Here is a 15434-nt window from a genome sequence, read left to right on the forward strand (position 1 = left end):
GCCTCACCGCCAATTTCCCCACTTTTCCATGAAACCATACAAACCAACGCACATATCTATTTTGTCAGGAGGTTTTTCCTATGACCATATTGGAAACCCAGGGCCTTGCCGCCCGCAACGCCGCCCGCATTCTCAGCGTGGCGGGGAGCGCCCGGAAGGATGCCGCCTTAGAGGCCATCGCCGCCGCGCTGGAGGGGCGCACCGCCGAAATTCTACAGGCCAATGAGCAGGACGTGCAGGCCGCCAGACAGGCAGGCATCCGCCCCGCCATGCTGGACCGCCTGGCCCTGGACGGCAAGCGCATTGCCGGCATTGTAGCGGGGGTACGGCAGGTAAAATCCCTCCCCGACCCCATCGGCGTGACCACCAAAATGTTTACTCAGTCCAACGGTCTGGTTATCGGCAAGCGCCGGGTGCCTCTGGGCGTCATCGGCATTATCTACGAGGCCCGGCCGAACGTGACGGTGGACGCCGCCGCTCTTTGCCTCAAGTCCGGCAACGCAGTTCTTCTCCGGGGTGGCAGCGACGCCTTCCACTCCAACCGCGTCCTGGTAAATATCATGCGGGACGCCCTGGAGTCCGTCCGCCTTCCCCGGGACTGCATTGCCTTGGTGGGGGACACCAGCCGGGAGAGCGCCGCCGAGCTGATGAACCTGACGGCTTATCTGGATCTGCTCATCCCTCGGGGCGGGGCGGGTCTGATCCGCTCAGTGGTGGAGAACGCCCGGGTGCCGGTAATCCAGACCGGCACCGGCATCTGCCATGTCTATGTAGATGGGGACGCCGATCTGCACATGGCCGCCCGCATCATCCATAACGCCAAGTGCTCCCGGCCCTCTGTATGCAACGCCGCGGAGTGCCTCCTGGTAGACCGGGCGGTGGCCGCCGCCTTCCTCCCCATGGCCTGGCAGCTTCTCGAGGCTGACAACGTACAGCTGCGGGGATGCGCCGAAACCCGGGCCATTCTGGGGGATTGGGTGGTCCCTGCGGCGGCGGCGGACTGGGATACGGAGTTCCTGGACTATATTTTGGCCGTCAAGGTGGTCTCCGGCCCGGAGGAGGCCATTGACTTCATCGCCCAGCACAGCTCCGGTCACTCGGAGGCCATTGTCACCAATAACTATCTGACCGCCCAGCGTTTCTTGGACGAAGTAGACGCGGCGGCGGTCTACGTCAACGCCTCCACCCGCTTTACCGACGGGGGCGAGTTCGGCCTGGGGGCGGAGATCGGCATCTCCACCCAGAAAATGCACGCCCGGGGCCCCATGGGCCTGGAAGAGCTCACCTCCAGCAAATTCGTCATCTACGGCACCGGACAGATCCGGTAAGCATAGGATAGAGCGTCCGTACCCTGCGGGCGCTCTATCTTTTTCACTGCCTGCCGTACATATGGGCCCCGCCCATATGAATCTGAATTTCCGCGAGGTGCTGACATGGAACTCTATTCCTGTGATACCGGGCTGAAATGCGCCTTTTCCCTTCACGACAGCCATCTGGTCCACTGCAACCTGGGCAGTCTGGACCCAGACAGCGGCAGGGTCGTCACCTTCTCCGTCCGCCTGAGCGGCGTGCGTCCCGACCGGCGGGTGGCGCTGTCCGTCCAGCTTTTTGAGCTGGACAGCCAGGATGAACCCCTCCCCCGGGGCCTGCGTACCTACGCCCTCCCCCCCGTTTACGGCGAGGGTCCCCAGGATCTGCTCCTGGAGGACATACGCTTTATCCTGCCCCGCTCTTCCAACGGGGAGGAGGACGGCGAACGCCGCCTGATGGTACAGGCGGACGCCCACTACCTGGACTGCAACGACAGCTGTCCCCTCCTCACTGGACAGCCTGTACAAAAGTATTTCTGAGCAAAACGCAGGCACAGGGACAAACCATCCCTGTGCCTGCGCACAGCATATTTGGAACCTGGATTCACAGTTGTGACTCCAGGTTCTCAGCCTGCTCCTCCTTGTCCGGCGGCTGGCCGTCATGGGCCTGCCACTGGCATTCCAGGAGCCGCATTTCTGTAAACACCGCTTTAAAAGAGGACGCCTCCGGCGAGCAGGCGTAGATCCCAAACCGAATCCTTCCCCCTCCCCGGTTCATATGGCAGATCCGCATCTGCTCAAACCGCACCCCATCTCTGGAGCACTCAACGCGGTAGTCCCCCTCCCTGCGGCTGAGGCGATACCACATGGACGTCACGCCGGCATCTATCACAGCCGTCGCCCAGTCCGAGTAGCCCCCGTTTGTCACTACGCTGCCCAAATGCTGACCGCTCTCGTTCTCATACTCCACAGATGCTTTCAGCCAGTTTTCACTGTCCAGATACATCACAATTCCGCACTGGTCAAAGCGATGGCGGCTTCCCGCGAACTGCGTCTTTACCACAAAGCTGAAATAGGGCTCCTCTGTCTCCATCTGAAAAACCGGGGCGCTGTCATTCCGAAAGTGATAATAGGTCCTCTGCCATAGATCCGTATGGGGCTGGGTCACAATTTCAATTCTTCCATCCTCTATTTTATACGTTTGGGGCTGTCTTATCCATTGAAAGTGCTCTAACTCCACCGTTTATTCCTCCCAATTCCGCCGCTTCTTTCTATAATTTACCTGTTCTCAAACCGAGTCTGATAAGACTCATCGTCCGCCTCCCACCGGGGGTCCTCCGACTCCACATGGAGCTGGGGGTATCGCTTTTGCAGCAGGTAGGAGATATAATCCGTGAATTTGACCGCCCCGGCGCCGGTCAGGTGGCGCTGGTCGTAGAAATCCTCCGTTGTGATGCCCATCTCCCCATACAGGTGGTTGAAGTCGTCAAAGGGCACCCCCCGCCGGGCGGCCAGCCGCCCCACCTGCTCCATCCGCAGGGCCTGGATCTCCTCCAGGGCGGTGTTGGAGGGGGCCTTGATCAGCCACAGCGCAATCCCCCTGCTCTGACACAGGTCGATGATGCAGTTGAGCCACTGTACGTTTTTGTCCAGCAGCTCCCCCGTCTCCCCCTCCTCCGGCGGGATAAGCTCCGGCGCCGCCGCCTGGCGGTCCGGCAGGAGCACATGGCCCTTCAGGGGATCCCGCAGGGCGTCCCGGTCCGTGTGCCAGTCCTCGTCCTCCAGCTCGCTCCAGCGGGTGTGGTACTTGATCAGATTCCACACCAGGGGGAGGCGCTCCCCCGCCGGCGCCGCCGTCCGGGCCAGGCGCACCTTGTCCCAGGAGAAGCGGAGATCGTCCATAAAGGAGAAGTTGACTCCGTCGTCGTAGTACGCCTCCCCGCCCCCCATCATGTTGCACTCCACCACCACCAGCTGGGGGGTCTGGTATTTCAGCGCCTCTTTTAAATAGAAATAGGTGGCCCACATGGGCTGGAGCTGGGTGGCAAAGACATAGCTTTTTACCCCGGTATTGTGCCACAGCTCCAGGGGCGACAGGGATGCGTAAATATGAGAGGAGCCGAAGAACATCACGGCGAACTCCCCCCGGGGCTCGTTGTAAAAGCCGCCGATCTTCCGGGTCATGTCCCAGGGGCCCTCCAAAGACTTTCGGGCCAGAACCCAGGTCACCGGCCCCGCCGTCAGGGCAAACACCAGCAAAAAGGCGGCCACACCCGCCAAAAAACGTCTGGTCTCTCTCACAGCAGCCCCTCCTCAGAACTGGAAATAGATAAACTGGGACTCGGAAAAGCCCGGGCCGTACATCCCGAAAATCAGCACCGCGTAGATCCCCGCCAGATAGATGATCCACCGCACCGGCAGGGGCAGCGCCATGATCTTCGCGGGGATCTGCACTCTGGTGCCGGCCAGATCAACCCCGATCAGAACCACAATGGACAGGAGCATCACCCGCAGCTCCGGCCCGGCCAGACCCAAGGAGACAGCCCCCGCCGCGCCGCCGGTCAGGGCGTGGCGGAGGATGTCCAGGGCGGTGAGCAGAGAGGGCGCCCGGAAAAACAGCCAGGCAAAGTCGATGAGCACAAAGGTCACCGCCACCTGGACCGCGCCCCGCAGCCGCTTCCAGCGCCCCAGGCCCAGGGCGGCCCACGTTTTTTCCCGGGCCGGGCGGGAGACCTCCCCCGCGATCTGATAAATACCATTTATCCCCCCCCAGACCACGAAATTCCAGCTCGCGCCGTGCCACAGGCCGGAGGCCAGGAAGGTGATCAGAAGATTGAGGTACTTTCGTCTCTTCCCCTTCCGGTTTCCCCCCAGGGGGATATACAGGCAGTCCCGGAACCAGGTGGACAGCGAGATGTGCCACCGCCGCCAGAACTCCCCGCAGGAGCGGGACAGGTAGGGCTGGCGGAAATTCTCCATCAGCCGGAAGCCCATCACCCGGGCCGCGCCGATGGCCAGGTTGGAGTACCCGCCGAAGTCGCAGTAGATCTGCACCGCGAAGAGAACTGTCCCCGCCAGGATCGCCCACCAGGGCATCTGGTTGTAGCTGTCAAACACCGTGTTCACCACAACGGCCGCCCGGTCGGCAATCACCATCTTTTGAATGTACCCCCACAGCATCAGCAGCAGGCCGCTTCTCGCCCGGTTGGCGTCGAAGGTATGGCGCTCCCGCACCTGGCAGAGCAGATTCTTGGACCGCTCAATGGGCCCCGCCACCAGCTGGGGAAAGAAGGAGACAAACAGGGCGTACCGGAAGAAATTCCGCTCCGCCGGCACCTCGCCCCGGTAGACGTCCATGGTATAGCTCAGCGCCTGGAAGGTGTAGAAGGAGATCCCCACCGGCAGCATCACGTCAAAGGCGGGCCGGCGCAGTCCAATGCCTGCCAGACCCAGCGTTCCCTCCACATTGTCCCAGAAAAAGCCCCAGTACTTGAAAAAGAACAGAATGGCCAGATTGGACAAAAAGCTCAGCGCTACCCACAGCTTTCGCAGCCTGACCCGGCGCTTCTCACCCCCCTCTCTCTCCGCCCCGGCGATGAGCAGGCCGCTCAGATAGGTAATCCCGGTGGACAGCGCCATCAGCAGAGCGTATTTGGGGTTCCAGCACATATAAAAGTAATAGCTCGCCCCCAGCAGCCAGATCCACCGTATCTCATGGGGCAGCAAAAAATAAAGCAGTGTGACAACCGGAAAGAAGAGCAAAAAATCTACCGAATTAAACAGCATTGGCATCCCTCCGTATTTGCCCCGCCGAAATCATACTATAATCAGGACACGCCGAGCCGTCGCGCCCTGCTATATTTGACGGAGCACCCCGGCCTCCCCGCGAAGCCCAAGCGGGTTCGCGGGGAAAGCGAAGAAATTCCCATCACAGCGCAGTTTTCGCCGTTAGGCGGAAACGGAGCAGTGATGGGAATTTCTGAGCTGGTACGGCTGAAGGGATTCGAACCCCCGACCTACTGGTTCGTAGCCAGTCACTCTATCCAGCTGAGCTACAGCCGCATACCGTGCAGTGTTTCTCACTGACAGCTTGATTATAATAGCACACTGCCGGACAAAATGCAAGTGGTTTTTTCCAAAAAATCCGTGGTTTTTCTGGCGGCATTGACTTCCCGCCGGTTAACTGCTATGATGACGGTAATTTGAACGTTCCTTCTCAACCGATGGTATATTGGGAAATTTAGGAGGTTTTCTGTTATGGGAAGTAAACTCCCCACCCTGTGCGCCGCGCTGCTTCTGACGCTGACGGCCTGTTCCTCCGCCGCGCCGGCGGAGGTCACGCCCTCTCCCGCCTTTTCCCCCGCCCCCTCTGAGCAGGCTCAGTTTGGGGTGCTCAGTTCCTTTTCCGCCACGGATCTGGAGGGCAATCCGGTAGATCAGTCCATTCTCTCCGGCTGCGATCTGACCATGGTGAACGTCTGGGGCACCTTCTGCCCCCCCTGCAAGGAGGAAATGCCCTACCTGGCGGAGCTCCATGAGGAATACGCCGGCCGGGGCTTTCAGATTGTGGGCCTGGTCAGCGACGTGCTCAACCAAGACGGCTCCATCAACCAGGACCAGGTGGCCTCCGCCCGGGAGATCGCCCAGGCCACGGGGGCGGATTATCTCCACCTTCTCCCTTCTGAGGACCTTTTCTTCCTTCTCAGCCAGGTCTACGCCCTCCCCTCCACCTTCTTTGTAGACAGCGAGGGCAACCAGATCGGCTCCCTCCACCTGGGCATGAAGACCAAGGAGCAGTGGGCCGCCCTCATCGAAGAGATGCTGGAGGAGGTATCATGAGTCCCCTCAAATCCTCTCTCAAATTTCTTCCGGCCCTTGTCCTTACTCTGACGGGGCTGGCGCTGCTGGTCATCGGGACCCGGCTGGGGGGCCGGGACGCCGTCTTTATCAAGGCGGTCAATCTGTGTATGGAGTGTATCGGCCTTGGCTAATCAGAACACGCGGCGGGGGCCGCGGCTGTTGGTACAGCTGGCCTGGGCCGCCCTTACCAACGGATACGCCCAGGGCTTTGCCCAGGGAAAAATCTGGCGGGGCGCCTCAAAAGGATACTGCGTCCCCGGCCTTAACTGCTACTCCTGTCCCGGCGCGCTGGGCGCCTGCCCCCTGGGCGCCCTCCAGGCCGCTCTAGCCAGCGGAAATTATAAATTTGCCCTCTATGTGACGGGATTTCTCCTGTTCTTCGGGGCGGTGCTGGGCCGCTTTGTGTGCGGGTGGCTGTGCCCCTTCGGGCTGGTCCAGGATCTGCTCCACCGTATTCCCTTCCCCCGCAAGCGAAAGACCCTCCCTGGAGATCGACTTCTCCGCTGGGTGAAGTATCTCCTTCTGGCCGGCTTTGTCGTCCTTTTGCCCATGTTTGCCCTGGACGCTTTTGGGCAGGGCTCCCCCTGGTTCTGCAAATGGGTCTGCCCCTCCGGCACACTGCTGGCCGGCTGGCCCCTGGCTGCGGCCAACGGCGCCCTCCGCGCGGTTTTAGGCGCTCTTTTCGCCTGGAAGAGCGCTATTCTGATTGTTCTGATCCTCCTCTCTGCGGCAGTATACCGGCCCTTCTGCCGCTATCTGTGCCCTTTGGGGGCTGTCTACGGCCTGTTTAACCCCATCGCCTTCTGCCGCTTAAAGCTGGATGAGGAAAAATGCATTGGCTGTGGACAGTGCCGCGCCGCCTGCAAGCTGGACCTGTCCCCCTGCCGCCAGCCCAACAGTATGGAGTGTATCCGGTGCGGGGACTGCCTCCGGGCCTGTCCCACCGGCGCGCTCACCTCCACCTTTCCCTTGACGCCCCGCCCCCGGAAGGAGCGCAAGCCATGAATCCGCGTACCCTCACCCGCTGCGCCGTGCTCACCGCTCTGGCGCTGGCCCTGTCTGCCGTGGAGCGTCTGGCCCCCCTCACCGTTCTCATCCCCCTCCCCGGCCTGCGGCTGGGGCTGTCCAATCTGGTGACGGTGTACGCCCTATGCCGCCTGCGCCGGCGGGAGGCTTTGGCGATTCTTCTGGTCCGCTGCTTTTTGGGCAGCCTTCTGGGGGGGAATCTGACGGCCCTGGCTTTCTCCCTCACCGGCGGACTGCTGGCCCTTGGTGTGACGGCCGCCGCCCTCTGCCTGCCGGGGCTGTCCCTCTATGGGGTGTCCATTTTGGGCGCCGCCGCCCACAACACCGGGCAGATCCTGGCCGCTATGGCGGTGCTGGGCAGCCGGGCTCCTTTGGTTTACCTGCCTGCGCTGCTTTTATGCTCCATCATCACCGGCGGCGTCACCGGCACTGTCTCTTCCCTGCTGGTGCGGCGGGTGGTCCCTGTGCAATAGCGCGGAAACGGGCGCTGTTCCCCAAAAATATTCCGGCAAAGGAAACTTTTTCGCCGGCGGCAGCGTCTAATTGAATGCCTGCCAGGAGAATTGGGCCGAAATCTTCATAAATCTGTAAGGATTTGTAACTGATTTGTGATTTATTTTGCTGCGTACTATTGTATTATGGTAACTGTACTCCGACAGACAAATGATATCACGAGAGGATGCGATCCAAGATGAATCTGTTCAAATCAGGTGCGGCTCTTTCCATGGCGCTGCTGCTCACCTTATCCATAGCCGGCTGCAAAAAGGGAGCTTCTCCGGGCGGCAGCGAACCCACGCCCACGCCCTCCCCCTCCGCCGCCCAGGACGGCCAGCAGACCCCCGCGCCTACGCCGGATCCCCCCTCCGCCGCAGACCCCTATGACGCGGTGAAGACCTACTGGTCCGAGGATCAGCTCACCCAGGCCTGGGGGCCTAATCAGGTGGTGGAGCACCTGTTTTTTCACCCTGTCATCGCATACCCCCAGTGGGCCTTCCACGACTGCGCCTCCTCCCAGAGCCAGAAAGACGGCCTGGACGACTGGATGGTAACGGTGGATGAGTTCAACAAAATCATCCAGAGCGTCTACGACCGGGGCTACATTCTGGTTCGTATGGAGGATGTGTGGACCGAGGAGGCCGGCGAGAACGGCAGCACCCGGATGGTGCGCAACACCCTCATGCTCCCCGAGGGGAAAAAGCCTCTGGTCATCTCCTTCGACGACGTGAACTACTATGAGTATATGCTGGAGGAGGGCTTTACCTCCAAGCTGGTCCTGGGGGACGACGGCCAGATCTGGGCCCAGTGTACCGACCCCTATACCCAGGAGACCTTCCTCACCCAGGATCTGGACGCCACCACCTTGCTGGACAAGTTCGTGCTGGAGCACCCGGACTTCTCCCTGAACGGGGCCAAGGCCATCTACTCCCTCACCGGCTATCAGGGCATTCTGGGCTACCGCACCCAGAACGACATCGACATCGCGCTGGACGACCCCGCCCGCCCCGCCTTTGACGCTAACCGCCAGGCCGAGATTGAGGCAGTCAAGCCCATTATCCAGCGCCTGAAGGAGACCGGCTGGACTTTCGGCTCCCACACCTGGGGGCATATCAATCTGTCTACCAGCTCTATGGAGCGCATCCAGCGGGACACCCTGCGCTGGGCGGAGGAGGTGGGCACTCTGGTGGGGCCCACCCAGATCCTGTTCTACCCCCACGGCGCCCGCCCCGACGGCGACCATGACCAGGGGGAGGCCGGTCCCCAGTTCCAGTGGCTCCACAGCCAGGGTTTCCGCATTTTCGCCAGCGTGGGCATCAACTCCTACTCGAAAATCAAGAGCGATATCTCCGCCGTCATCTGCGACCGCCTCCACCCAGACGGCACTACCCTGCGCAGCGCCCGGGCCCGGGAGTGGTACCAGCAGTTCTATGACGCCACTGAGATCATTGACCTGGAGGTCCGTCCGAACCTGGGCTGGTATAAATAATCATTGGAGCGGCGGCAGCGATAGGGCGCTTGCCCCTGCAGGACACCTCAATCAATAGGTACCCCCCTGTTCTTGATTGACAAAGGTTTTCCCCGCCCCGCTTTCGGAAATGATTTGTGAGAAAACCATACAAAAAAGCCTGCCGAAAGAGGTTTCGGCAGGCTTTTTGCGGCTTACAGCAAATTCTCCAGGGTGAGCTGTTCCGCCTCGGAGATCAGCTGGAGCTGGCGGACCAGCCGGGCGGAGGCGGCGGCGTACTCGCCCCCTTCCCGGCTGCGCAGCAGGCGGAGGGTCTCGTCAAAGCCGGTTTTGATCTGGTCCGTGTCCCCGTGGCGCAGGGTGACGTGGAGGTAGAACTCCCGGGCATCCCATGCCCCCTGGGCGGCGCGGATCAGGGCCTCGGACTGGCCCCAGTCCTCCCTGGCGGCCAGCTGCTCCGCCTGGAGGAGCTGTACGCAAAGCTGTCCGGTGAGCCGATCCAGATATTGGGCGTTATACAGTGTGGCGGTCAGCAGCAGGCCCAACAGGCCCAGGGCGATCCACAGACGCTTCATTTCTGCTCCTCCTTCGCGGCGAAATAGACCTTCCCCTGCTCATCCACGGTGAGGAGGAAGACCTCCTCCGGCCGGCGGGCGTTGTGCTGGGCCAGGCAGTCGTCCAGCCAGGCCCGGCTGAGCCCCCGGACCCGGAGATTAGGCTCAATCACCCGGCCGTCGTTGATCAGCGGCAGGGGCAGGCCGGGCTCTTCCGCCTTGTGATTCATCTGCTTGACGGTAATGGGCTGCTCCTCCGCCCGGAGGAGGACGGACAGCTGTCCATTGGTCTCCAGAATGGCGTATTTTATGGTATTCAGGTCGGTAACTCCATTGAGGCGCAGCTCCTCCATCAGCTCGTCCAAAGTAAAGCGGTTGCGGCGCAGTTCATGCTCAATGACCCGGCCGTTCTCCACCACCATGCTGGGCCGGCCGCACAGCAGCGCCCGGAAGCGCAGGCTGCGCAGATTGAGCACGGAGATCACCATCGTCAGGGCCAGCAGCGCCAGAATGGGCATGACCCCCGCCGCCAGGGGAATCCCTAGATCCTGCATGGGCACCGCCGCCAGGTCTGCGATGAGCAGGGCCAGCACCAGCTCCGAGGGTTCCAGCTCCCCCACCTGCCGCTTGCCCATCAGCCGGATGCCGGCGATAATGAGGATGTATAAAATGACCGTGCGCAGCAGGGCAATGACCATAGAGGGACCTCCTAAAGACAAGGTTGGACGTGCGCTGCCTCTAGTATGAGCCTGCGCTGCCGGATTTATTCCCTGGTGGAAATCGCGGCCGCGCCGTAGTATAATGTCTGTCAGACAAATAAAAAAATTTTTATGCACACAAAAAGAACAGCCCCGGGGCGGACCGGCGGCTGAACGGGAGCGTGATAAAATGAGTCAACAGAAGGAACGGGAGCGCTATGAGGGGCGCTTTTGCCTGGAGACGGAGGAATGGCTGGTACTCACCGGGGCCAGCGGCGTAAGCGCCGGAAAAAGCCGTGGGGAGACGCTGTGGCTGGCCTCCATTGACCTTGCGGCCTGGCGGGCGCCGGGGGAGGAGATGTGCGAGCAGCGCCGCTGTCTGTCGGCCCAGGTGGACGACGGCGGGCTGAAGGCCATGCAAAAAACGCTGGAGGCCGACCATATCTACCGGGTAACGGTGCGCCGCTCCAAGGAGGGTGGCGCCGCCCTGCTGCTGGCGGGGGAGGTACTCCCTGGGGCGGACCCGGCGCTGGAGGCCCTTCTGGCCCGGCGGCTCACGCCGGTGTACTACGACCACCCGGCCCTGGGCCGGCTTACCCTGGAGCGGACGGTAAACTGGTTTGAGGGGGCGGCCCAGTGGATGGGCCGGACGGTGGACGTCTACTTTGACCAGGGCGGACAGGAAGAGATGGCGGACAGCGCCCGCACGCTGTGTACCCTGCTGGACCACCAGGGGGAGTGGAACCGCCGCGTGCTGGAAAAGGCCAGTCAGGAGCTGTTGGAGCTGAAAAACGACGCCTGGCTGGGCGACGGTGAGGACCCGCTGACAGAGGAGGCGTTCCACCGCCGGATGCGGCTGGAGAGCATTGAGGGCAGGCCGGAGGGCGTGTTTACCTTCTGGTTTGACGACGGAGATCTGTTCTGGGGACACGCCATTGTGGTGTCCGGCACTCTGGATCAGGGGCCCCAGGACGCGGAAATCATGGGCTGAGGAGGGGGAAGCGATGAGCGAATCCTTTCACTTTCAGGTGAATTTAGGCGGAATGCTGGATGTACTGTCCAACCACCTCTATAAAAGCCCCGACGTCTTTCTCCGGGAGCTGCTGCAAAACGGTGTGGACGCCATTACCCAGCGCCGGAAGGAGCAGCCGGGCTGGGACGAGGGGCGTATTACCATCGCCCTTGCCGAGGGGAGGCGGCTCACCTTCCGGGACAACGGCATGGGGCTCACTGAGGCGGGGATCCACCGCTTTCTGGCGGTGATAGGACAGTCTTCCAAGACGCAGCTCCAGGACGGCCGCATTCCCGAGGATTACATCGGCCGGTTCGGCATTGGCCTGCTGTCCTGCTTCATGGTATCCGACGCCATTGTGGTCCACACCCGGCCGGCGGACGGCGGCCCGGCCCACGCCTGGACAGGGCGGCCCGACGGCACCTATACCCTGGAGCCCCTGGAGGATTGCTCCCCCGGCACCACGGTCATCCTCACCGCCAGGCCCGGGGCGGAGCACTACTTCCAGCGGGAGGCGGTGGAGGAGCTGGTGCGGTACTACGGTCTGGCTCTTCCGGTGCCGGTGTACTTCGCCGGAGAGGACCGGCGGCTCAACGCCATCCCCGACGACTTTGTCCACACTGGCCGGGGACAGCTGCTCTCCTTCGGCGCATGGCTCTTTGGAGAGGAATTTCTGGAGGCCATTCTCATCCACACACCCCATCTGAACGGGGTGGCCTTTGTCCTGCCCTATCAGACCGACGCGTCGGTGAAGAGCGGACACCGGATTTACTTAAAGTACATGCTCCTTACCGAGCGGGGGGACCGGCTGCTCCCCCCCTGGGCCTTCTTCCTGCGGTGCTTTCTCAACACCAGCGGCCTGCGCCCCACCGCCTCCCGGGAGGATTTTTATGAGGACGGCGCCCTGGAGGCCGCCACAGCGGAATTCGAGGGGGCGGTGCGGGCCCATCTGGAGCGCCTGGCCCGGGAGTCGCCGGACATTCTGGAGGAGCTTGTGGCCGTCCACAGCCAGGCCATCAAGGCCATGGCGGTGTGGGACGACAGTCTGTTCCGCCTGTTCATCGACCATCTGACCTTTGAGACCTCCGAGGGCCGCCTCAGCGGCGGCAAGCTGAAACGGCTGGGCCGCGGGGAGTGGGTGAGCAGTGTGGATCGCTTCCGCCAGCTCAAGCCTATCTTTCTGGCCCAGGACCGGCTGCTCATCTGCACCGGCTACGCCTTTGACGGGGAGCTCATCCCCAAGCTGGCCCGCGCCTTCTCCCTGGCCATCGGCCCGCTGCGGGAGGAGAGCATGGACGTGGTGCTGGAGGAACCCACCCTGGACGAGCGGCAGCAGGTCTTCGCCCTTCAGCGGGCGGCCAGCCGGGCGCTGGCCCCCTTTGACTGCCGGGCGGAGGCGCGCCGCTTTCTGCCGGCGGAGCTGCCTGCCCTGTACACCATGAGCGACGAGGTGCAGTTCTTCCGCCAGGTCCAGACCGCCCAGGACATGAGCCGCGGGGTCTTCTCCGACGCGCTGGCCTCTCTGCTTGCCGGGGCGGAGGAGCGGCCGGCGGCCAGCCTCTATCTGAATCTGAACAGCAGGTTAATCCAGCGGCTGGCCCAGGTGGAAGACGCCGGCCTGCTGGGGAGCGTGGCCCGAATTCTCTACGTCCAGGCTCTCATCACCGGGGGATATGCCCTGCGCAGCGGGGAGCTGAAGACCATGAGTGAGGCCCTGCTGGAGCTGCTTGACCACCAGGGGGGAAGCATATGAGCGGACAAGTACCATTTTCAGGGGAGGCCCTGGATCGGAGCATTGAGCAGATGCCCAGGGGGACCATAAAGCTGGAGGCCCTTCAGCAGGCCATCCGGCAGGCGGACCAGGCGGGGGATCTCTTTTGGCGGCTGCGCTTTCGCTGCGACTATATTTTCGATGTGGGCTTTGTGGACGACAAGACCAAGGCCCTGCCGGTGTGCGGGGAATTCTTTGCCCTGCTGGACGAGTATCCCGACGGCCTGGGAAATTTGGGAGAGATGTGCCGCTTTCTGGCGGCAGAGCCCTGCGCGGAGCTGGGGGTAAACCTGCCTCAGCTGTCTATGGAGACCTGCGAGGGACTGCTGGGCCGTCTGGAAGAGCAGGTGCGCCGCTACCGCAAGGGGGAACGGCTGTGGCACTGGATCTGCTGCGAGTTCTACGCCTACGTGGATCTGGATCGGGCCAAGGAGCACTATGCCGCGTTTCAGCGCAGCAAGATCGATATCTACTCCGACTGCAGGGCCTGCGAACAGGACGGCATGGTGTGGTTTGCCCTGCACATCGGGGACTGGCCCCAGGCCCAGCGGCTGGCGGCGTCCATCTTCGACGGGAGCCGGGAATGCCACGACGTACCGTGGAACACCTACCATAGCTTTATTGAGGCCCATCTCAACCGGGGGGAGTGGAAAAAAGCCCAGCCTCTGGCCAGAAAACTGCTCCGCGGCGGCTGCCGGGATAAGAGCGATTTGGAGTATGTGGGCTCACTGATGCGCTGCTTTGCCTTCTGCCAGCCCGACACAGGCGCGGCCCTGCTGAGCCGCTGGATGAAAGACGCCCTGGGTCTGTGGGACGCGGGCCGGAAGTATTACTTTTTCAAGGGGGCGTGGGTACTGTGTTCCCAACTGAGGGGGATGGGTCCCCTGCCCCTCGATCTCCCCCAGACTTTCCCGCTGTGGCGGAAGGATGGACAGTATGGCTGTGATGCCCTGGCGGAGTGGTTTTACGCCCAGGCGCTGGACATCGCCCAGGCCTTTGACCGGCGCAACGGCACCGGCTGGTATGGGGAAAATCTGGCCCTGGCGGGCCGCTGGATTAGGGAGGATCCGTTATGAGCAAAGTCTTTCAGGGCAGACTGTGGGAGGGGCGGATTCAAAGCACACAGGGCACAGCCGCCAAAATGGCGGTGATTCAGGACGCCATCCGGCAGGCGGATCAGGCGGGAGACACCTACTGGCGGCTGCTCTTCCGGTATGAGTACGCCTGCGAAGCTACCTTCCGGGACGATCCCCCAAAAGCCATGCCGGTGTCGGCGGAATTCGCCGCCATCTTCGAGGCAGATCCCGACGCTTTGGGGCCGGAGGGCTATGAGATGTACCTGATGATTATGCAGATGGGCATCGACCCCATTGTCTGCCTGCCCCAGATCCCCATGGAACAGTGGGAGGCCCTCATGGACCAATTCCACGCCCTGGTCAAGCGCTATCGCTTCGGCCTGCGGACCTACTGGTGGCAGATGTGCCAGTTTTATATGTATGTAGACAAAGACAAGGCATTTTCTTACTTCCAGAAGTTTTGGAAGACCGGCCGAGACGGCCTGTCTGACTGCCGGGCCTGTGAGCGGAGCCACGCAGTACATATGAGCCTGATCATGGGGGATCGGAAAGCGGCGGACGAGTACGCCAAGCCCCTGAAAGCGGGGCGCACCCACTTCTGCTCGGACACGCCCCAGCTTATGTGGCTGGCTTATCTGGAGGATTACCTCAGCCGGGGGGAATGGGACGCCGCCGCCGGGCAGGCCAACGCCCTCTTCCGCAAGGGAAACCGGGACAAGAGCGATCTGTCCTACCTGGGCGCAGTACTGTGCGCCTGGGCCCGCTCTGATCTGGACAGCGCCGTGGCCCTGGCGGAGCGCCGGCTGGTGTGGACGCTCGGGATGTGGGATCAGAAAAAGCGGTACGACTTCTACAAGGGGGCATGGGTCACATTCCAGGCCCTGGCAAAGCAGCGGGACGAGGTCCTGCTGGAGCTGCCGGAACAATTCCCCCTCTGGCAGGCGTCGGGGCGGTATCTCTCCGCTGAGCTGGCCGGCTGGTTCTATCACCAGTGTTCGGAGATCGCAGGGCGGTTCGACGCCCGCAATGGGTCTGGGTTATTTACCGATGACTTGGCGCGGACGAAGAGGCTGAATCCGTAGGCGGTCCCCACGGAGCGCCCCTGCGGGGGAATAATATGTCTGCCTGCGGGTTGGGCGTCAGAGAGGGGCGTCTCCCCCCTCT

General features: G+C 62.2%; 16 protein-coding genes and 1 tRNA gene. 11 read left to right on the forward strand and 6 right to left on the reverse strand.

What is annotated here, in order from left to right; translation table 11 throughout:
* Positions 1 to 80 precede the first annotated feature (80 nt).
* Together D1159_RS06970 and D1159_RS06975 are read left to right on the forward strand one after the other, a co-directional pair.
* Positions 81 to 1328, forward strand: coding sequence for a glutamate-5-semialdehyde dehydrogenase (locus D1159_RS06970; protein ID WP_161844962.1), 1248 nt, complete (start codon positions 81 to 83; stop codon positions 1326 to 1328).
* Positions 1329 to 1433: 105 nt separating this feature from the next.
* Positions 1434 to 1850 carry a hypothetical protein gene (locus D1159_RS06975; protein ID WP_161844963.1) on the forward strand — a complete coding sequence of 139 codons (417 nt, stop codon included), beginning with the start codon at positions 1434 to 1436 and terminating at the stop codon, positions 1848 to 1850.
* Between the two features lie 64 nt (positions 1851 to 1914).
* On the opposite strand, the gene D1159_RS06980 is transcribed toward D1159_RS06975, so the two are convergent.
* The 4 genes from D1159_RS06980 to D1159_RS06995 form a co-directional block, all read right to left on the reverse strand.
* Positions 1915 to 2550: a DUF1349 domain-containing protein gene (locus D1159_RS06980; RefSeq protein ID WP_161844964.1), complete on the reverse strand. Its 636-nt coding sequence runs from the start codon at positions 2548 to 2550 to the stop codon at positions 1915 to 1917.
* A gap of 38 nt (positions 2551 to 2588) precedes the next feature.
* Positions 2589 to 3611: a hypothetical protein gene (locus tag D1159_RS06985; protein ID WP_161844965.1), complete on the reverse strand. Its 1023-nt coding sequence runs from the start codon at positions 3609 to 3611 to the stop codon at positions 2589 to 2591.
* 12 nt (positions 3612 to 3623) lie between these two features.
* Positions 3624 to 5096, reverse strand: coding sequence for an MBOAT family O-acyltransferase (locus D1159_RS06990; RefSeq protein WP_161844966.1), 1473 nt, complete (start codon positions 5094 to 5096; stop codon positions 3624 to 3626).
* 199 nt (positions 5097 to 5295) lie between these two features.
* Positions 5296 to 5372 (reverse strand) — tRNA-Arg (locus D1159_RS06995).
* Between the two features lie 195 nt (positions 5373 to 5567).
* Here D1159_RS06995 and D1159_RS07000 point away from each other — a divergent pair.
* From D1159_RS07000 to D1159_RS07020, 5 genes are all read left to right on the forward strand, one after another.
* The gene (locus tag D1159_RS07000; protein WP_161844967.1) at positions 5568 to 6149 is read left to right on the forward strand and encodes a TlpA disulfide reductase family protein; all 582 of its coding nucleotides are present in this window, start codon (positions 5568 to 5570) and stop codon (positions 6147 to 6149) included.
* The gene (locus tag D1159_RS07005) at positions 6146 to 6301 is read left to right on the forward strand and encodes a CD1871A family CXXC motif-containing protein (protein WP_161844968.1); all 156 of its coding nucleotides are present in this window, start codon (positions 6146 to 6148) and stop codon (positions 6299 to 6301) included. Before D1159_RS07000 ends, D1159_RS07005 begins: the two co-directional genes overlap by 4 nt.
* Positions 6294 to 7175 (forward strand): 4Fe-4S binding protein, encoded by an 882-nt coding sequence (locus tag D1159_RS07010; protein ID WP_202620977.1) that lies wholly within the window; start codon positions 6294 to 6296, stop codon positions 7173 to 7175. The genes D1159_RS07005 and D1159_RS07010 overlap by 8 nt, the downstream gene beginning before the upstream one ends.
* Positions 7172 to 7669, forward strand: a complete 498-nt coding sequence (locus D1159_RS07015) for a Gx transporter family protein (RefSeq protein WP_202620978.1) — start codon at positions 7172 to 7174, stop codon at positions 7667 to 7669. The genes D1159_RS07010 and D1159_RS07015 overlap by 4 nt, the downstream gene beginning before the upstream one ends.
* Positions 7670 to 7887: 218 nt before the next feature.
* Entirely contained in the window at positions 7888 to 9180 is a 1293-nt protein-coding gene (locus D1159_RS07020; protein ID WP_161844969.1) for a polysaccharide deacetylase family protein, read from the forward strand.
* Positions 9181 to 9353: 173 nt separating this feature from the next.
* Here D1159_RS07020 and D1159_RS07025 read toward each other — a convergent pair whose 3' ends face one another.
* Positions 9354 to 9734, reverse strand: a complete 381-nt coding sequence (locus D1159_RS07025) for a DUF4363 family protein (protein WP_161844970.1) — start codon at positions 9732 to 9734, stop codon at positions 9354 to 9356.
* Positions 9731 to 10411, reverse strand: a complete 681-nt coding sequence (locus D1159_RS07030) for a DUF421 domain-containing protein (protein WP_161844971.1) — start codon at positions 10409 to 10411, stop codon at positions 9731 to 9733. Before D1159_RS07030 ends, D1159_RS07025 begins: the two co-directional genes overlap by 4 nt.
* A gap of 190 nt (positions 10412 to 10601) precedes the next feature.
* On the opposite strand from D1159_RS07030, the gene D1159_RS07035 reads away from it, so the two are divergent.
* From D1159_RS07035 to D1159_RS07050, 4 genes are read left to right on the forward strand one after another with little or no spacing between them, the layout of a single operon-like run.
* Positions 10602 to 11402 (forward strand): DUF2262 domain-containing protein, encoded by an 801-nt coding sequence (locus D1159_RS07035; RefSeq protein ID WP_161844972.1) that lies wholly within the window; start codon positions 10602 to 10604, stop codon positions 11400 to 11402.
* Positions 11403 to 11415: 13 nt separating this feature from the next.
* Positions 11416 to 13176 carry an HSP90 family protein gene (locus D1159_RS07040; protein WP_161844973.1) on the forward strand — a complete coding sequence of 587 codons (1761 nt, stop codon included), beginning with the start codon at positions 11416 to 11418 and terminating at the stop codon, positions 13174 to 13176.
* Positions 13173 to 14270, forward strand: coding sequence for a hypothetical protein (locus D1159_RS07045; protein ID WP_161844974.1), 1098 nt, complete (start codon positions 13173 to 13175; stop codon positions 14268 to 14270). Before D1159_RS07040 ends, D1159_RS07045 begins: the two co-directional genes overlap by 4 nt.
* On the forward strand, positions 14267 to 15352 hold the full coding sequence (locus tag D1159_RS07050) for a hypothetical protein (RefSeq protein WP_161844975.1): 1086 nt from the start codon (positions 14267 to 14269) through the stop codon (positions 15350 to 15352). The genes D1159_RS07045 and D1159_RS07050 overlap by 4 nt, the downstream gene beginning before the upstream one ends.
* The last annotated feature ends 82 nt before the right edge of the window (positions 15353 to 15434 follow it).

The sequence above is a fragment of the Pseudoflavonifractor sp. 524-17 genome, from assembly GCF_009935845.1.
Lineage (GTDB): Bacteria > Bacillota > Clostridia > Oscillospirales > Oscillospiraceae > Pseudoflavonifractor_A.

Excerpts from the sequence above, each read along its gene's own strand:
- D1159_RS07050 (WP_161844975.1), top strand. The coding sequence starts at position 14,267 with ATGAGCAAAGTCTTTCAGGGCAGACTGTGGGAGGGGCGGATTCAAAGC.
- D1159_RS07025 (WP_161844970.1), bottom strand. The coding sequence starts at position 9,734 with ATGAAGCGTCTGTGGATCGCCCTGGGCCTGTTGGGCCTGCTGCTGACC.
- D1159_RS07015 (WP_202620978.1), top strand. The coding sequence starts at position 7,172 with ATGAATCCGCGTACCCTCACCCGCTGCGCCGTGCTCACCGCTCTGGCG.
- D1159_RS06975 (WP_161844963.1), top strand. The coding sequence starts at position 1,434 with ATGGAACTCTATTCCTGTGATACCGGGCTGAAATGCGCCTTTTCCCTT.
- D1159_RS07040 (WP_161844973.1), top strand. The coding sequence starts at position 11,416 with ATGAGCGAATCCTTTCACTTTCAGGTGAATTTAGGCGGAATGCTGGAT.
- D1159_RS06970 (WP_161844962.1), top strand. The coding sequence starts at position 81 with ATGACCATATTGGAAACCCAGGGCCTTGCCGCCCGCAACGCCGCCCGC.
- D1159_RS07035 (WP_161844972.1), top strand. The coding sequence starts at position 10,602 with ATGAGTCAACAGAAGGAACGGGAGCGCTATGAGGGGCGCTTTTGCCTG.
- D1159_RS07030 (WP_161844971.1), bottom strand. The coding sequence starts at position 10,411 with ATGGTCATTGCCCTGCTGCGCACGGTCATTTTATACATCCTCATTATC.
- D1159_RS07045 (WP_161844974.1), top strand. The coding sequence starts at position 13,173 with ATGAGCGGACAAGTACCATTTTCAGGGGAGGCCCTGGATCGGAGCATT.
- D1159_RS06990 (WP_161844966.1), bottom strand. The coding sequence starts at position 5,096 with ATGCTGTTTAATTCGGTAGATTTTTTGCTCTTCTTTCCGGTTGTCACA.
- D1159_RS07005 (WP_161844968.1), top strand. The coding sequence starts at position 6,146 with ATGAGTCCCCTCAAATCCTCTCTCAAATTTCTTCCGGCCCTTGTCCTT.
- D1159_RS07020 (WP_161844969.1), top strand. The coding sequence starts at position 7,888 with ATGAATCTGTTCAAATCAGGTGCGGCTCTTTCCATGGCGCTGCTGCTC.
- D1159_RS07000 (WP_161844967.1), top strand. The coding sequence starts at position 5,568 with ATGGGAAGTAAACTCCCCACCCTGTGCGCCGCGCTGCTTCTGACGCTG.